This window comes from Pantoea sp. sgz302252 (assembly GCF_047713085.1).
In the GTDB taxonomy this organism is placed as follows: Bacteria; Pseudomonadota; Gammaproteobacteria; order Enterobacterales; family Enterobacteriaceae; genus Scandinavium.
On record NZ_JBLFJW010000022.1, the window covers coordinates 25757 to 41944 of the forward strand.

The 16188-nt window shown below is 55.4% G+C and carries 15 protein-coding genes; 6 read left to right on the plus strand and 9 right to left on the minus strand.

From position 1 onward, the window contains the following. Positions 1-92 precede the first annotated feature (92 nt). From ACLW56_RS16480 to ACLW56_RS16495, 4 genes are all read left to right on the plus strand, one after another. On the plus strand, positions 93-1019 hold the full coding sequence (locus ACLW56_RS16480) for an ABC transporter ATP-binding protein (protein WP_330984827.1): 927 nt from the start codon (positions 93-95) through the stop codon (positions 1017-1019). After that, entirely contained in the window at positions 1016-1786 is a 771-nt protein-coding gene (locus tag ACLW56_RS16485) for an ABC transporter permease (RefSeq protein ID WP_330984828.1), read from the plus strand. The genes ACLW56_RS16480 and ACLW56_RS16485 overlap by 4 nt, the downstream gene beginning before the upstream one ends. Before the next feature lie 103 nt (positions 1787-1889). Continuing rightward, positions 1890-2330, plus strand: coding sequence for a PTS sugar transporter subunit IIA (locus ACLW56_RS16490; protein WP_330984829.1), 441 nt, complete (start codon positions 1890-1892; stop codon positions 2328-2330). 68 nt (positions 2331-2398) lie between these two features. Next, entirely contained in the window at positions 2399-3646 is a 1248-nt protein-coding gene (locus tag ACLW56_RS16495) for a polysaccharide deacetylase family protein (RefSeq protein WP_330984830.1), read from the plus strand. 3 nt (positions 3647-3649) lie between these two features. Here the strand turns inward: ACLW56_RS16495 and panD are convergent, their stop codons facing one another. The 9 genes from panD to thpR form a co-directional block, all read right to left on the minus strand. After that, positions 3650-4030, minus strand: a complete 381-nt coding sequence (panD, locus tag ACLW56_RS16500) for an aspartate 1-decarboxylase (protein ID WP_330984831.1) — start codon at positions 4028-4030, stop codon at positions 3650-3652. Positions 4031-4158: 128 nt separating this feature from the next. Further along, the gene (panC, locus tag ACLW56_RS16505; protein ID WP_330984832.1) at positions 4159-5013 is read right to left on the minus strand and encodes a pantoate--beta-alanine ligase; all 855 of its coding nucleotides are present in this window, start codon (positions 5011-5013) and stop codon (positions 4159-4161) included. 10 nt (positions 5014-5023) lie between these two features. Beyond that, complete coding sequence (gene panB, locus ACLW56_RS16510; protein WP_330984833.1) at positions 5024-5815, minus strand: 3-methyl-2-oxobutanoate hydroxymethyltransferase; 792 nt, start codon at positions 5813-5815, stop codon at positions 5024-5026. 75 nt (positions 5816-5890) lie between these two features. Next, the gene (gene folK, locus ACLW56_RS16515) at positions 5891-6370 is read right to left on the minus strand and encodes a 2-amino-4-hydroxy-6-hydroxymethyldihydropteridine diphosphokinase (protein WP_330984834.1); all 480 of its coding nucleotides are present in this window, start codon (positions 6368-6370) and stop codon (positions 5891-5893) included. Further along, positions 6367-7764, minus strand: coding sequence for a polynucleotide adenylyltransferase PcnB (gene pcnB / locus ACLW56_RS16520; protein ID WP_330984886.1), 1398 nt, complete (start codon positions 7762-7764; stop codon positions 6367-6369). Before pcnB ends, folK begins: the two co-directional genes overlap by 4 nt. Before the next feature lie 172 nt (positions 7765-7936). Next, positions 7937-8794: a tRNA glutamyl-Q(34) synthetase GluQRS gene (gluQRS, locus tag ACLW56_RS16525; RefSeq protein ID WP_330984835.1), complete on the minus strand. Its 858-nt coding sequence runs from the start codon at positions 8792-8794 to the stop codon at positions 7937-7939. A 68-nt stretch (positions 8795-8862) separates the two neighbouring features. Then, positions 8863-9318, minus strand: coding sequence for an RNA polymerase-binding protein DksA (gene dksA / locus ACLW56_RS16530; RefSeq protein WP_097162920.1), 456 nt, complete (start codon positions 9316-9318; stop codon positions 8863-8865). A 159-nt stretch (positions 9319-9477) separates the two neighbouring features. Next, positions 9478-10197: a DNA/RNA nuclease SfsA gene (gene sfsA / locus ACLW56_RS16535; protein WP_330984836.1), complete on the minus strand. Its 720-nt coding sequence runs from the start codon at positions 10195-10197 to the stop codon at positions 9478-9480. An 8-nt stretch (positions 10198-10205) separates the two neighbouring features. Continuing rightward, a complete protein-coding gene (gene thpR / locus ACLW56_RS16540; RefSeq protein WP_330984837.1) occupies positions 10206-10736 on the minus strand; it encodes an RNA 2',3'-cyclic phosphodiesterase in 531 nt (176 codons plus the stop codon). A 72-nt stretch (positions 10737-10808) separates the two neighbouring features. Between thpR and hrpB the strand changes: the two genes are divergently transcribed. Next, positions 10809-13238: an ATP-dependent helicase HrpB gene (hrpB, locus tag ACLW56_RS16545; RefSeq protein ID WP_330984838.1), complete on the plus strand. Its 2430-nt coding sequence runs from the start codon at positions 10809-10811 to the stop codon at positions 13236-13238. Between the two features lie 394 nt (positions 13239-13632). Continuing rightward, a complete protein-coding gene (gene mrcB / locus ACLW56_RS16550; protein ID WP_330984839.1) occupies positions 13633-16170 on the plus strand; it encodes a bifunctional glycosyl transferase/transpeptidase in 2538 nt (845 codons plus the stop codon). The last annotated feature ends 18 nt before the right edge of the window (positions 16171-16188 follow it).

Sequence of the window (16188 nt, forward strand, 5' to 3'; positions counted from 1 at the left end):
TGTAACCAAGTTAGTGCGTTGCGCTAATATAGGTCAACTCGGCTTTATTTAAAACCACACATCGATTGCAAGATTTTAAAAAGAGAAATTGAATGAGTATTGCACTTGAACTAAAACAGCTTAAAAAGACCTATCCAGGCGGCGTTCAGGCGCTGCGTGGCATTGACCTGAAGGTCGAGGCAGGGGATTTTTATGCCCTGCTCGGGCCTAACGGTGCGGGGAAATCCACCACCATCGGGATAATCAGTTCGCTGGTCAACAAGTCTTCCGGCCAGGTGAACGTCTTTGGTTACGACCTGGATAAAGAGGTGGTGAACGCCAAACGCCAGCTTGGGCTGGTGCCGCAGGAGTTCAACTTCAACCCATTTGAAACCGTGCAGCAGATTGTTGTAAACCAGGCGGGCTACTACGGCGTTGAGCGTAAAGAAGCGGTTGAACGTAGCGAAAAGTATCTAAAGCAGCTCGATTTGTGGGAAAAACGCAACGAACGTGCACGGATGTTATCGGGGGGGATGAAACGCCGTCTGATGATTGCCCGTGCGCTGATGCATGAGCCAAAATTGCTGATCCTCGATGAACCGACGGCAGGCGTGGATATCGAGCTGCGCCGCTCGATGTGGGGCTTCCTGAAAGATCTCAATGATAAAGGCACCACCATCATTCTCACCACTCACTATCTGGAAGAAGCCGAAATGCTGTGCCGCAACATCGGCATCATTCAGCACGGTGAACTGGTCGAAAACACCTCAATGAAAAATCTGCTGTCGAAGCTGAAGTCCGAGACCTTTATTCTCGATCTGGCGGTGAAAAGCCCGCTGCCAAAGCTGGATGGCTACCAGTACCGTCTGGTGGATACGTCCACGCTGGAAGTGGAAGTCCTGCGCGAGCAGGGGATCAACAGCGTCTTTGCTCAGCTGAGCGAGCAGGGCGTGCAGGTATTGAGTATGCGTAACAAAGCCAACCGCCTGGAAGAGCTGTTCGTCACGCTGGTTCACAATAAGTCAGGAGAGCAGGCATGATGCAGTTGTATTGGGTGGCGCTGAAAAGTATCTGGGCCAAAGAGATCAATCGCTTTATGCGAATCTGGATCCAGACCCTGGTTCCGCCGGTCATCACCATGACCCTCTATTTCATCATCTTCGGTAACCTGATTGGCTCCCGGATTGGTGATATGCATGGCTTTTCCTACATGCAGTTTATCGTGCCGGGCCTGATCATGATGGCGGTGATCACTAACGCCTATGCCAACGTGGCCTCTTCGTTCTTCAGCGCCAAGTTCCAGCGCAACATTGAAGAGCTGCTGGTGGCACCCGTGCCAACGCATGTCATTATCGCGGGTTATGTCGGCGGCGGCGTGGCGCGTGGGCTATGTGTGGGAATTCTGGTGACGGCGATTTCGCTGTTCTTCGTGCCATTCCAGGTGCACTCCTGGCTGTTCGTGGCGCTGACGCTGCTGCTGACGGCGGTGCTGTTCTCGCTGGCGGGTCTGCTGAATGCCGTGTTTGCCAAAACCTTTGACGACATCAGCCTGATCCCAACGTTCGTGCTGACGCCGCTGACTTATCTGGGCGGGGTGTTTTACTCGCTGACGCTGCTGCCACCGTTCTGGCAGGCGCTGTCGCACCTTAACCCGATTGTCTACATGATAAGCGGCTTCCGCTTTGGCTTCCTCGGTATTACCGATGTGCCGCTGTTCACCACCGTGGCGGTGCTGGCAGTGTTTATCATCGCGTTCTATATCCTGTGCTGGTATTTAATCCAGCGTGGTCGCGGCCTGCGTAGCTAATGATTTTGCCCTTCTTCGCATGGAGAGGGGTGAACTCTTGATCGATCTCACCCCTCCTCAATTTTCACTCCGCTAAACTACTTGCCTGCTAAGGAGCCGGACTATGTTGGGTTGGGTGATTGCCTGTCACGATGACAGCGCACAAGTGCTACTGGATCGTCTGGAAAAGAAATGTGGGCCGCTGGTGCAATGCCGGGCGGTTAACTACTGGCGTGGCCTGAGCACCAACACGCTCAGCCGCATGATGTGTGATGCGCTGCATCAGGCGGATTCGGGTGACGGCGTTATTTTTCTGACGGACATTACTGGTGCTGCGCCGTATCGAACGGCTGCACTGATGAGCCACAAACACTCGCACTGCGAAGTGATCTCCGGTATCAGCTATTCACTGCTTGAATCGATGGTATCGCTGCGGGAGACGCACAGTAGCGAGGCGTTCCGGGAAGCGATCGTGGCGCAGGGCGGCCAGGAAGTGACCAGTCTCTGGCATCAGCAGCAAAAGCATCCGCCGTTTGTGTTGCTGCATGACCTGTATGCCAATTAACCATTGGTATTGATGGTGCTTTTGTTACACTATTCACTGACTTATCGTTTCGGTTCGGTTCTGAGCGCATGCTGATTCGCGTTATTTTCTCATTTCTTCTCCTTCTTTCTGGCAGCGTTAGCGCCAGTCTGCTTAGCCAGCACGGGCTGCCTGCCCGCTACATGCAAACCACAGAAGATGCCATTATCTGGGCGCAGGTGGGCAATGATGTGGTGACGGTCGGGAATGTACGCGCCGGGCAAATTCTTGCCGTCGTGCCGACCCATGCTGACTACTATGAGTTTAGCTTCGGGTTTGGCACGGGCTTTATCGACAAAGGCCATCTGGAACCCGTGCAGGGGAATCAGCGTGTGGAAGACTCGCTCGGTGATCTGAACAAACCGCTGAGCAATCAAAACCTGGTGACCTGGCGTGATACACCGGTGTACAACGCACCCAATGCGGGCAGTGCGCCGTTTGGCGTGCTGGCCGATAACCTGCGTTACCCCATTATCAGCAAGCTGAAAGATGGTCTGCACCAGACGTGGTATCAAATCCGTATCGGTAACCGTCTGGCATGGGTCAGCAGCCTGGATGCGCAGGAAGATAACGGCATTCCGATCCTCACCTACCACCACATTTTGCGCGATGAAGAAAACACCCGTTTTCGTCACACCTCGACCACGACCTCCGTGCGTGCCTTCAGCAACCAGATGACGTGGCTGCGCGATCAGGGCTACACCACGCTGACGATGTACCAGCTTGAAGGCTATGTGCGTAACAAGATGAACCTGCCGGCGCGTTCGGTAGTGATTACCTTTGATGACGGCCTGAAGTCGGTCAATCGTTACGCCTATCCCATTCTCAAAGAGTATGGCTTCAAAGCGACCACGTTTATCATCTCTTCGCGTATCAAGCGCTATCCGCAGAAGTGGGGGCCGAAATCACTGCAGTTTATGAGTATTTCAGAACTCGAACAGATCCAGGATGTGTTTGATATTCAGTCTCATACCCATTTCCTGCACCGCGTGGACGGTGATCATCACCCGATTTTACTGAGCCGCAGCTATCACAACATCTTGTTTGATTTTGAGCGTTCGCGTCGGGCGCTAAACCAGTTCAACCCGCACGTGCTGTACTTGTCGTATCCGTTTGGCGGATACAATGCTACAGCGGTTCAGGCGGCGAATGACGCGGGATTCCATATGGCGGTGACGACGGTAAAAGGGAAAGTGAAGCCGGGTGATAATCCGTTCTTATTGAAGCGGTTATACATATTAAGAACGGATTCGTTAGAGAGTATGTCGCGGCTGATCAGCAATCAGCCGCAGGGGTAAAACTCAGGCAACCTGAACAGGAATCGCCCTGGCGGTACGTTTCATTTCGTTGTCGCCTTCGAAATAGGCCACATTCGGACGCCATGTGCGGGCTTCGGCGTCGGACATGGTGACAAAGCTTGCGATAATCACGATATCACCGACAGCGGCGCAGTGCGCTGCCGCACCATTCACGGAAATGATGCGTGAACCGCGTTCTGCGGCGATGGCGTAGGTGGAGAAGCGCTTGCCATTGCTCACGTTCCAGATATCAATGGCTTCGTTTTCCAGAATCCCTGCCGCGTCGAGGAAATCCTGATCGATAGCGCAGGAGCCTTCATAGTGCAGGTCCGCCTGAGTCACTTTCACGCGGTGGAGTTTGCCCTGCAGCATAGTGCGAATCATAACTTTACCTTTACTGTCCTGGTGCTTTGCCGGGTGGCGCTATGCTTACCCGGCCTACGTAGGCCCGGCAAACGCGAGTGCCGCCGGGCAGGTGTTGAGGGCAGTATTGCCCGTTTTTTAACCCCTGTCTACTGGGATAATTCAACCGTTTTATTGTCGATCAAACGTGCCTGACCCAGCCAGGCCGCCATCAGAATAACCGCGCGTTTGCTGGTCTCAGACAGCTCCAGCAGGGTGTCGGCATCACGAATCTGAATGTCGTCGGCACGGAAGCCTTTGTCGTTCAGTTCTTGCTCCGCCAGCGCAATCATCTCTTGCTCGTCACGCTCGCCCGCCTGAAGTTTTTTAGCAATGGCATTCATCACTTTGCTTAAGCCCGGCGCGATTTTGCGCTGGTCGCTGGTGAGATAACCGTTACGGGAACTCAGCGCCAGCCCGTCTTTGGCACGAACCGTTGGTACGCCAACGATATCAATGTCATAGCCCATATCCGCTACCATCTTGCGGATCAGCGCTAGCTGCTGGAAATCTTTCTCGCCAAAACAGGCGACATCCGGCTGAACAAGATTGAACAGCTTGCTGACGATGGTGGACACGCCGCGGAAATGGCCTGGGCGGCTGGCGCCTTCAAGCATGGTAGAAATGCCCGGTACATCGACAAACGTCTGAGTGTCCATGCCTTGCGGGTAAATGTCCGCAGGCGCAGGGGCAAAAACGAAATCCACTTTGCGTTTGTTCAGCTTCTCGCTATCTTCCTGCAGGGTACGCGGGTAGCGCGCTAAATCGTCGGCACGGTCAAACTGCATCGGGTTGACGAAAATACTGACCACCACCACATCGGCGGCGGCTTTGGCTTCATCAACCAGTTTCATGTGACCGTCGTGCAGGTTGCCCATGGTCGGCACCAGCGCGATGCGTTTGCCTTCCTGACGTAAACGGCGGATATGCTGACGCAACAGCGGCAGGGTTTCGATAATCAACACAACAAACTCCTTAATGGAAACTGTGTTCTTCGCCCGGATAAGCCCCGGACTCGACCTCGTCAATATACTGCCGCACGGCAGCGCGCATGTCGCCCGATTCGGTCAGGAAATTTTTAGCAAATTTAGGGATATGTCCGCCGGTAATGCCGAAAGCATCATGCATCACCAGAATCTGGCCGTCGGTGACGTTGCCGGCACCAATGCCGATCACCGGAATGGTCAGGGCTTCGGTTATGCGTTTTGCCAGTTCCACTGGCACGCATTCCAGCACCAGCAGCTGCGCGCCTGCGGCTTCCAGTGCCAGCGCATCATCAAACAGCGTCTGCGCGGCATCGCCACGCCCCTGCACTTTATAACCGCCGAAGATATTGACGGACTGCGGCGTCAGGCCTAAATGCCCGCATACCGGTACTGCGCGCTCGGTTAGCATTTTTACCGTTGGCGCAAGCCACGCACCGCCTTCCAGCTTGACCATGTTCGCGCCAGCACGCATGACAACGGCGGAGTTCTCAAAAGCCTGCTCAGGAGTGGCGTACGCCATAAACGGCAGGTCTGAGAGCAGCAGGCAGTTTGGCGCACCACGGCGAACCGCGCGGGTGTGATAAGCGATATCTTCTACCGTCACGGGCAGCGTGGAGTCATGCCCCTGAACCGTCATGCCCAACGAGTCACCGACCAGCATGACGTTAATGCCGGCGTCGGCGAACAGTTTCGCGAAGCTGAAGTCGTAAGCGGTGATGGTGGCAAAGCGTTTCTTTTCCTGTTTGCATTTCTGCAGCAGGGAAATGGTGGTGGGTTTCATAGCGTTTCCTGATAACGAAAGCCGAATCTAACGGCATTGTATCAGGCAGGCCCCGGCGGGCAATCGTTTTACCGTTTACCAGTGTGCAGGTTTTGTGCTGTTAAGCGCTTGCAGCAGTGAGGACAATGATGTGCCGTTGGGGAAATGGAGATCGGGGGCGATTTCCGCCAGCGGCCACAGCATAAAGCCACGGTTATGCATGTCGTAATGGGGAACCGTCAGGCGCTCGGTGTTAATGACTTCATCGCCGAACAGCATGATGTCGAGATCCAGCGTGCGTGGCCCCCAGCGTTCAGCTTTACGAACACGGCCTTGCTGTAATTCAATGCGCTGGGTGTTATCCAGCAGTGCTTCAGGCTGAAGCCCGGTTTCGAGTTCAACCGCGGCATTGAGGTAGTCAGGTTGATCCTGCGGACCAAGCGGTGGCGTGCGGTAGAACGAAGAGACCGCCACAATGCGGCTCTGTGGGATCTCGCCGAGCGCAGCAATCGCCGCATTCACCTGATCGAGCGGTGATGCCAGATTGCTGCCGACGGCGATGTAAACGCGTGTCACGCGCTGCTGCCTGAACGCGGGGTGCGTTTGCGAGGACGGCGGTGGCGACGACGAGCAGCAGGCTCTTCATCCAGACCGTTCAGCATGTCTTTTTGGGCTGGCGGAGCAGCCACCTGGAATTCACCCCACCACTGCGCCAGACTTTGCAGTTCGCGGTTGCCTTCGGCTTCTGCACGCAGAGCCAGCAGATCGTACGCCGCACGGAATTTTGGATGCTCCATTAACTTCCAGGCGCGTTTGCCCTGACGGCGAGACATGCGCAACTGCAGTTGCCAGATGTCACGCACCAGCGTGGTAATACGTTTTGGGATAGCCAGTGAACGGCAGGCTTCATCCAGCACGTCGTTCATCGCCAGCGCGAAAGCGTCGTAATAAGCCAGACCACTTTCCTGCGCAATGCGCTGAGCCGTTTCCAGCAGCGGATACCAGAACATGGCGGCAAACAGGAACGCCGGGTTCACGCGCATATCGTTATGGATGCGGTTATCGGTATTACGCAGCACCTGGCTGAGGATGCGTTCCATCGGGCTATCACCGTTTTCAGTGAAATAGCGGGTGATGGTCGGGAACAGTGGCTGGAACAGGCTGTATTCGCGCAGCAGTTGATAGGTTTCAAACCCATAACCGGCCTGCAGCAGTTTCAGCGATTCTTCAAACAAACGCGCCGGTGGCACGTCGTTAATCAGCGTGGCCAGGCGCGGAATCGGCTCGGCAGTATCCTGGCTGATGTTCATGTTCAGCTTGGCGGCGAAACGCACGGCGCGCAGCATCCGCACCGGATCTTCGCGGTAGCGGGTTTCCGGATTACCAATCAGGCGAATCACGCCGTCGTCTAAATCGCGCATGCCGCCGACGTAATCACGTACGGTGAAATCAGCCACGCTGTAATAGAGACTGTTGATGGTGAAATCGCGACGCTGAGCATCTTCTTCGATATTGCCGAAGATATTATCGCGCAGCAGCATGCCGTTTTGGCCGCGCTGAGAAGTGGCGCGATCGTCCGGTGAGCCATCGTGATGACCACGGAAAGTGGCGACCTCGATGATTTCCGGGCCAAACATGACATGGGCCAGACGGAAACGGCGACCGACCAGGCGGCAGTTACGGAACAATTTACGCACCTGTTCCGGCGTGGCGCTGGTGGTCACGTCAAAATCTTTCGGTTTTTTGCCAAGCAGCAGGTCGCGGACACCGCCGCCCACGAGATAAGCCTCGTAGCCCGCTTTGTTCAGACGGTAGAGCACCTTGAGGGCATTTTCACTGATATCTTTGCGAGAAATAGCGTGCTGCTCACGCGGGATGACCGTCATTTCTGGTTTTGCGTCGACGGTTTCAGCCCCGGTTTCTTCACGGGTTAGCACCTTACGGCAAAAATTAGCGACTCGGGTAAAAATGTTACACCTCGGTTATCGTGTCAGTCGTCAAGTAGAGTATGGACAAAAAATTGCGGCTAATCATAGCTCAGCAGAGACCATTTGAGAATGCTGGATTTCCGTTAGCCTGGAGACTTCGAGCCACAGGGGTGTTGGCTGCACTCACTTGCAGTCTGGCTGTGACACGAATTATTCAGGCTAACGAATTAAAAAGCTTCCAGTTCGCCACCGCCATTTTCAGCAGATCCTCGAGTGCCAGATCCCGCCAGTCATTAACGCTATCCTGATTTAGAAACTGTAAAGCCCGGATAATTTCCGGACGTGGGTCACCGGCGGAAAGCGCAGGTGCATGATTCTGTTTTGAAAGCTTGTTGCCATCGCTATTGAGCGCCAGCGGTAAATGAATATAGCCAGGTTCCTGCCAGCCAAAATGACGATAAAGCGAAATTTGCCGTACGGTCGGCTCAATTAAATCGGCCCCGCGGACGATTTCCGTCACGCCCTGAAAATGATCGTCGACCACCACGGCCAGATTGTAGGCAAATAAGCCGTCGCGACGATGAATAATAAAATCTTCTCGTGCCAGACGCTCGTCCGTGGTTATGGTGCCGCGCAGCCTGTCTGCAAACTGCAAAACTGGCTGCGTCTGGTGCAAGCGAACCGCCGCGTTTTCAGGGCCGAGATGAAGCTGACGACAGTGACCGTCGTAAGTGCCTCCGACGCTCTGAATACGTGCGCGAGTGCAGGTACAGTTATAGCTTAGCCCTTGCGCCTTCAGCCATGCGAGCCGCTCACGATAGACCTCATGACGCTGCGATTGCCAAAGCACATCACCATCCCAGTGCAGGCCGTAATGTTCCAGCTGACGCAAAATGGTCTCTGCGGCACCGGGAACTTCACGAGGGGGATCAATATCTTCCATGCGAACCAGCCATGTTCCAAAGTTGGCTCGCGCTTGCAGGTAGCTGCCAAGAGCAGCAATCAATGAGCCAAAATGGAGTTCGCCGGACGGGGAAGGCGCAAAGCGCCCTATATAATCAGATTTTGCCATGTCTTAGGCTCAGAAAAGAACAAGGCGGGAGAGGGCTCCCGCCATGAGGGTGATGCGATGCGAATGACTTAGCCAGCCATCTGTTTTTCGCGAATTTCCGCCAGCGTCTTGCAGTCAATGCACAGATCGGCCGTCGGACGCGCTTCCAGACGGCGGATACCAATTTCCACTCCGCAGGATTCGCAGTAGCCGAAATCTTCGTCTTCGACTTTCTTCAGCGTCTTCTCGATCTTTTTGATTAACTTACGTTCGCGGTCACGGTTACGCAGTTCAAGGCTGAACTCTTCTTCCTGTGCGGCACGGTCTACCGGGTCCGGGAAGTTGGCAGCTTCATCCTGCATATGTGTCACGGTACGATCAACTTCATCCCTGAGTTGGTTACGCCACGCTTCAAGAATACGCTTGAAGTGAGACAGCTGGGCTTCGTTCATATACTCTTCACCCGGCTTCTCCTGGTATGGCTCCACCCCAGCGATGGCGAGAATACTCAGGGACGATGTTTTACGGATTTGCCCTTCTTGCATGTTGCTTCTCCTTAACACGCACTATCGATCCCCATGTGGGGGAAAAATCAGGCCGCTATAAATAGCAGATGCTTTTCCGGATAGCAATTATCTAAACGTTACACTTGACAATGCTGTGAAGAAAAGCGTATTTGCGCACGCGACCAGCACATTTATTGTTCAGTCGTTGGCCGGTGATAACACAACAGGCAACGGCTCTTTCAGAGTCATCGTATCGGCAGAAAGTTCCGCTTTATAAGCCAGAATTTCAACCCCCTTGTTTTTTGCCTCATTCAATAATTGCGCGTACCTGGCATCGATATGGCGCGCGGGTGAAAAACGGGTAATGGCAGAGTGAAGAACCGCAAATAGCACCACGGCTCGATCGCCTGAGGCCGCCACACTCATTAATTCTCGCAAATGCTTCTGACCACGCTCAGTCACCGCATCGGGAAAATAACCGTACTCTTGTTCCGCTAACGTGACCGATTTCACTTCAATATAGCAGTTACGGCGATCATCTGCCTGTAACAGAAAATCAATTCGGCTGCGCTCATCACCGTATTTTACTTCGCTTTTCAACACGCTATAGCCACAAAGCTCCGGAATCGCATCCGTCTGAATCGCCTCTTTGACCAACTGATTGGCGCGTAACGTGTTGACACAAATAAATGCCCCGGTCTGCGTCTCGGTGATTTCCCAGGTATGCGGATATTTGCGCGTTTTGCTGTCAGAGGTGGAATACCAGACGGTATCTCCCGGCGTCGCACAACCGGTCATTGCGCCAGTGTTGGCGCAGTGCAGCGTTAGTTCTTCCCCTTCAGGCGTAATGACATCGGCCAAAAAGCGTTTATAGCGTTGGATCAGGCGGGCGGGTTTTAACGGGGGCAGAAACTGCATGGGTATCCTTATTCGGTTAGCGTCCAGCGCTCAAGCTGCGTATAGCGGGTGCGGCCACGGGTAAATTCAGAGGCGTACAGTGCAAACTCCGTGACAGGCACTTGCCAGCCAAAGCCTGGCGGCGGAATGGGCACGGCATGCGCGGTATTACGCAGCAGCGTGATGTGCGGATGAAACGGTTGAGGGCTTTGATAACAGCCGCTGCGGGCCGCCTGGGAACGGAGCATATTCGCCAACTGCAATAAACCCCGAGGCGGCTGACGAGTGCCGAGCCACACCACCTGTGAACGTAGCCACTGTCCGGCATCATCAAGGTTCAGCGTAAACCCTGGCTGGCGAATTCTCCCGGCCATCGCCGCTAACGCACGTTGTTTGTCAGCGCTTACCTCGCCCAGAAATGCCAGCGTCAGGTGCAGATTAGCGGCGGCAATGGGCCGCCCGGCCTCAGCCGGGAAATGGTCGGCACGCCACTGGATAATCTGCTGCTGCGTCTCGCCGGGAAGCTCAAGGGCGAAAAACAGTCTTCGGGAATCTGACATGAACAAGGCTCGGTAATGATTTAGCGCAATGCTACAATGCGGAGCCGTTTAAAGTCACCCCTGGAGTCTTTTGTGTCCACATTACCTGTCGCCGCCGTCCTTCCTGAACTGCTTCAGGCGCTTCGTCGCGCTTCACAGGTTTTGCTGACTGCGCCTACCGGGGCAGGGAAATCCACCTGGCTGCCGTTGCAACTCCTTCAGCAAGGGGCGATTGAGGGGAAAATTATCCTGCTCGAACCACGGCGGCTGGCAGCACGTAACGTTGCCCAGCGTCTGGCGGAACTGCTCAATGAAAAGCCGGGTGAAACTGTGGGCTATCGTATGCGTGCAGAAACCTGTGTCGGTAAAAACACCCGTCTGGAGGTGGTGACCGAAGGCATACTCACGCGCATGATCCAGCGCGATCCGGAACTGGCGGGCGTTGGCCTGGTTATCCTCGATGAATTTCACGAACGTAGCCTGCAGGCCGATTTGGCGCTGGCCTTGCTGCTGGACGTGCAGGCCGGGCTGCGTGATGACCTCAAGCTGCTGATCATGTCGGCCACGCTGGATAATGAACGTCTGCGAACCTTATTGCCTGATGCCCCGGTGGTGATTTCTGAAGGCCGGGCGTTTCCCGTCGAGCGATGCTATCAGTCGCTGCCTTCCCATCAACGTTTTGATGAAGCTGTCGCGATTGCGACGGCCGAACTGTTGCGTGCAGAATCCGGTTCGCTGCTGCTGTTTTTACCCGGAGTAGGGGAAATTCAACGCGTGCAGGAACAGCTTGCAGGGCGCGTCTCGTCAGATGTTGTGCTTTGTCCGCTCTACGGCGCGCTCTCGTTGAGCGAGCAGCGTAAAGCGATTCTGCCCGCGGAAAAAGGGCAGAGAAAAGTGGTTCTGGCCACCAACATCGCCGAAACGAGCCTGACCATTGAAGGCATTCGGCTGGTTGTGGATTGTGCTCAGGAACGTGTCGCGCGTTTCGATGCGAGAACCGGGTTGACGCGTCTAATCACCCAGCGCGTGAGTCAGGCCTCCATGACTCAGCGTGCAGGTCGCGCAGGGCGTCTTGAGCCTGGTATATGTTTACATCTGACAGGCAAAGAGCAGGCTGAACGTGCGGCTGTGCAGGGCGAGCCGGAGATTTTACAAAGCGATCTCTGTGGACTGACGCTGGAGCTGTTGCAGTGGGGCTGCCAGGAACCGGCTCAGTTGAGCTGGCTGGATCAGCCGCCTGTTGCCAATCTGGCCGCTGCGCGAAAATTACTGGTGCAACTGGGTGCTTTTGACGGAAAACAGCTTACCGCGCGTGGACAAAAGATGGCGGCGCTGGGCAACGATCCTCGTCTGGCGGCGATGCTGGTGGCAGCCAAAACGCCGGAAGAGGTTGCGACAGCCACAAAGCTCGCGGCAATTCTTGAAGAGCCGCCGCGCGGAGGCAATGCTGACTTAGGCATCGCCTTCTCGCGTAATCAGCCAAACTGGATGCAGCGTGCCAAAACGCTCGCGCAGCGGCTGAATAATCCCGCTGGATCACCTGATGCTGCAAGCATTCCAGTCTTACTCGCCCAGGGTTTTGCCGACCGAATTGCTCGCCGTCGTGGTCAGGAAGGACACTACCAACTGGCGAACGGCATGGGCGCCATGTTAGATGCCGACGATGCGTTGGGTCGTCATGAATGGCTGATTGCGCCGTTGCTGTTGCAGGGCAGCCAGTCACCGGATGCGAGGATATTGCAGGCCGTTGCGGTAGATATTGAGGCTCTTGTGGCGGCCTGCCCGTCACTGTTGAGCCAATCAGACACCATCGAATGGGACGAAAATCAGGGCACGCTAAAGGCCTGGCGGCGCAGCCAGATTGGGCAACTGACCGTGAAAGTGCAGCCGCTGGCAAAACCTTCTGAAGAAGAGCTGCACCAGGCGATGCTGAATGGCATTCGGGATAAAGGGCTTAGTGTGCTTAACTGGACGCCCGACGCGGAGCAACTGCGCTTACGCATTCAATGCGCTGCCCGTTGGTTACCGGAAGAACGCTGGCCGGCCGTTGATGACGAAGCCTTGCTGGCGACGCTGGAAAGCTGGCTACTGCCGCATATGCAGGGCGTTCATTCCCTGAAAGCCTTAAAAGCGTTGAATGTCAGCCAGGCCTTGCAGGACTTATTACCCTGGTCACTACGTCAACGACTGGATAGTGAGCTGCCTGCACATTACACTGTGCCGACCGGAAGCCGGATCGCCCTGCGCTATGATGCCGAGAACCCGCCGGTGTTGTCCGTGCGGATGCAGGAAATGTTCGGCGAAGCGGCAACGCCAACAATAGCGCAAGGCCGCGTCGCGCTGGTGCTGGAGCTACTTTCGCCTGCACAGCGCCCACTGCAAATCACGCGTGACCTGAGCGCGTTTTGGGCCGGAGCCTATCGAGAAGTGCAAAAAGAGATGAAAGGGCGCTATCCGAAACATGTCTGGCCGGATGATCCGGCGAACACCGCACCGACCCGGCGGACGAAAAAGTATTCTTAACAAGGGGAATGCATTTGTAGGCCGGGCCAACGCAGTGCCGCCCGGCAAAGGGTTGGATTGATGCGGCCTGATGCCCTCTCCCACAGGGAGAAAGTCAAAACCCGCACCGTACGGTTCCCTCGCCCCTTTGGGGAGAGGGCTAGGGTGAGGGGATAAGTGTGATGTGATGCGGCCTGATGCCCTCACCCCGACCCTCTCCCACAGGGAGAGGGAGCAAACACTAAAGGCTTGCTCGTTAAGCAAGCCTTGCTGTTTACCTCGAGAGGGCGCAAACACTAAAGCCTTACCTCAAAAGGTAAGGCTTGCAGTCTGTTTTTGAGAGATTTCTTCTTTAACCGTAGCGTGAAAGAAAAGAGAATCAGGCGCTTACGCCTGAATTTAGCGGAGAAAAAGTATGGCGGGGAATGACCGCGAGCCGATTGGACGCAAAGGCAAGCCTGCACGTCCGGCAAAGCAAAAGGTTAGCCGTCGTCGTCTCAGGGATGAAGAGTACGACGATGAGTACGAATATGATGACGAGGATGAAGAACCCATGCCGCGTAATGGAAAAGGCAAAGGTAAAAAACCGAAGGGCAAACGTCGCTGGCTATGGTTGCTGGTCAAGATCGGTATTGTCTTTGCGGTGCTGCTCGCCATTTATGGCGTCTATTTAGACCAGAAAATCCGTAACCGTATCGACGGTAAAGTCTGGCAGTTGCCTGCGGCAGTCTATGGTCGTATGGTCAGCCTTGAGCCGGATATGCCGGTCAGCAAAAACGAGATGGTTCGTTTGCTGACGGCAACCCAGTATCGCCAGGTCACCGCGATGACCCGTCCGGGCGAATTTACCGTGCAGGCGAACAGCATCGAGATGATCCGCCGTCCGTTTGATTTCCCGGACAGCAAAGAAGGGCAGGTGCGCGCGCGTCTGACCTTCGATGGCGATCATCTGGATTCGATCACCAACATGGATAACAACCGCCAGTTCGGTTTCTTCCGTCTCGATCCACGTTTGATAACCATGATGTCCTCCCCGAACGGTGAGCAGCGTCTGTTCGTGCCGCGTAGCGGGTTCCCGGACTTGCTGATCGACACGCTCATTGCGACAGAAGACCGCCATTTCTACGAGCATGACGGCATCAGCTTCTACTCGATGGGACGTGCGGTATTAGCGAACCTGGTGGCGGGCCGGACGGTGCAGGGGGCAAGTACCCTCACGCAGCAGCTGGTGAAAAACCTGTTCCTCTCCAGCGAACGTTCTTACTGGCGTAAGGCGAACGAAGCGTACATGGCGCTGATCATGGACGCGCGTTACAGCAAAGATCGCATTCTTGAACTGTACATGAACGAGGTGTACCTCGGTCAGAGCGGCGACAATGAAATTCGCGGTTTCCCGCTGGCAAGTCTGTACTACTTCGGCCGTCCGGTGGAAGAGCTGAGCCTTGATCAGCAGGCGTTGCTGGTCGGGATGGTGAAAGGGGCGTCCATTTACAACCCATGGCGTAACCCGAAACTGGCGCTCGAACGTCGTAACCTGGTCCTGCGCCTGCTGCAACAGCAGAAGGTCATCGATCAGGAACTGTACGACATGCTGAGTGCTCGTCCGTTAGGCGTGCAGCCACGCGGTGGCGTGATTTCACCACAGCCAGCGTTTATGCAGATGGTTCGTCAGGAACTGCAGGCGAAACTTGGCGATAAAGTGAAAGATCTTTCCGGCGTGAAAATCTTCACCACCTTCGACTCTGTGGCCCAGGATGCAGCCGAGAAAGCGGCGACCGAAGGCATTCCCGCGCTGAAGAAACAGCGTAAGCTCAGTGACCTGGAAACCGCGATGGTGATTGTCGACCGCAACACGGGTGAAGTTCGTGCGATGGTCGGTGGCGCAGAGCCGCAGTTTGCCGGATATAACCGTGCGATGCAGGCGCGTCGTTCAATTGGTTCTCTGGCAAAACCCGCGACCTATCTGACCGCGCTGAGCCAGCCGAACACCTATCGTCTGAACACCTGGATTGCTGATGCGCCAGTCACGATTCGCCTGTCTAACGGCCAGACCTGGTCTCCGCAGAACGACGACAAGAGTTTCAGCGGTCAGGTGATGCTGGTGGATGCGCTGACCCGTTCCATGAACGTGCCAACGGTGAACCTCGGGATGACGATTGGCTTGCCAGCTGTGACCGATACCTGGGAAAAACTGGGGGCGCCGAAAGAACAGCTAAACGCGGTTCCTGCGATGCTGCTTGGGGCGCTTAACCTGACCCCAATTGAGGTAGCACAGGCTTTCCAGACCATCGCCAGCGGTGGTAACCGGGCAACGCTTTCCGCGCTGCGTTCGGTCATCGCAGAAGACGGGACAGTGTTGTATCAGAGCTACGCTCAGGCAGAACGTGCGGTGCCTGCTCAGGCTGCATACATGACGCTGTGGACGATGCAGCAGGTTGTTCAACGCGGCACTGGCCGTCAGCTTGGGGCGAAATATCCGAACCTGCATCTGGCCGGGAAAACCGGGACCACCAACAACAACGTCGACACCTGGTTTGCCGGGATTGACGGACGTGAAGTGGTGATTACCTGGGTAGGACGTGATAACAACCAGCCGACCAGGCTGTACGGGGCCAGCGGTGCGATGTCCATTTATCAGCGCTATCTTGCGAACGAGTCGCCAATCCCCCTGGATCTGACGCCGCCGGAAGATATCGCCAATATGGGCGTAGATGGCAACGGCAACTTCATCTGTGGCGGCGGTGGAATGCGCGAGCTTCCGGTCTGGACGACTGACCCGGATGCGTTGTGTCAGCAGAGCCAGGCTATGCAGCCGCAGAACACCAATCCGTTTGAGGGGGGAAGTCAGCCGCAGCAGCCTCAGCAGCAGCCGCAACAACAGCAGCAACAGCCACAGCAAGAGAAAAGCGACGGCGTTGCAGGCTGGATTAAGGATATGTTCGGCGGTAACTGATCAACATTCCTCACCTAA

Coding starts and splice junctions, on each gene's coding strand:
- ACLW56_RS16480 (WP_330984827.1), top strand. CDS start 93: ATGAGTATTGCACTTGAACTAAAACAGCTTAAAAAGACCTATCCAGGC.
- ACLW56_RS16485 (WP_330984828.1), top strand. CDS start 1,016: ATGATGCAGTTGTATTGGGTGGCGCTGAAAAGTATCTGGGCCAAAGAG.
- ACLW56_RS16490 (WP_330984829.1), top strand. CDS start 1,890: ATGTTGGGTTGGGTGATTGCCTGTCACGATGACAGCGCACAAGTGCTA.
- ACLW56_RS16495 (WP_330984830.1), top strand. CDS start 2,399: ATGCTGATTCGCGTTATTTTCTCATTTCTTCTCCTTCTTTCTGGCAGC.
- panD (WP_330984831.1), bottom strand. CDS start 4,030: ATGATTCGCACTATGCTGCAGGGCAAACTCCACCGCGTGAAAGTGACT.
- panB (WP_330984833.1), bottom strand. CDS start 5,815: ATGAAACCCACCACCATTTCCCTGCTGCAGAAATGCAAACAGGAAAAG.
- gluQRS (WP_330984835.1), bottom strand. CDS start 8,794: ATGGCAAAATCTGATTATATAGGGCGCTTTGCGCCTTCCCCGTCCGGC.
- dksA (WP_097162920.1), bottom strand. CDS start 9,318: ATGCAAGAAGGGCAAATCCGTAAAACATCGTCCCTGAGTATTCTCGCC.
- sfsA (WP_330984836.1), bottom strand. CDS start 10,197: ATGCAGTTTCTGCCCCCGTTAAAACCCGCCCGCCTGATCCAACGCTAT.
- thpR (WP_330984837.1), bottom strand. CDS start 10,736: ATGTCAGATTCCCGAAGACTGTTTTTCGCCCTTGAGCTTCCCGGCGAG.
- mrcB (WP_330984839.1), top strand. CDS start 13,633: ATGGCGGGGAATGACCGCGAGCCGATTGGACGCAAAGGCAAGCCTGCA.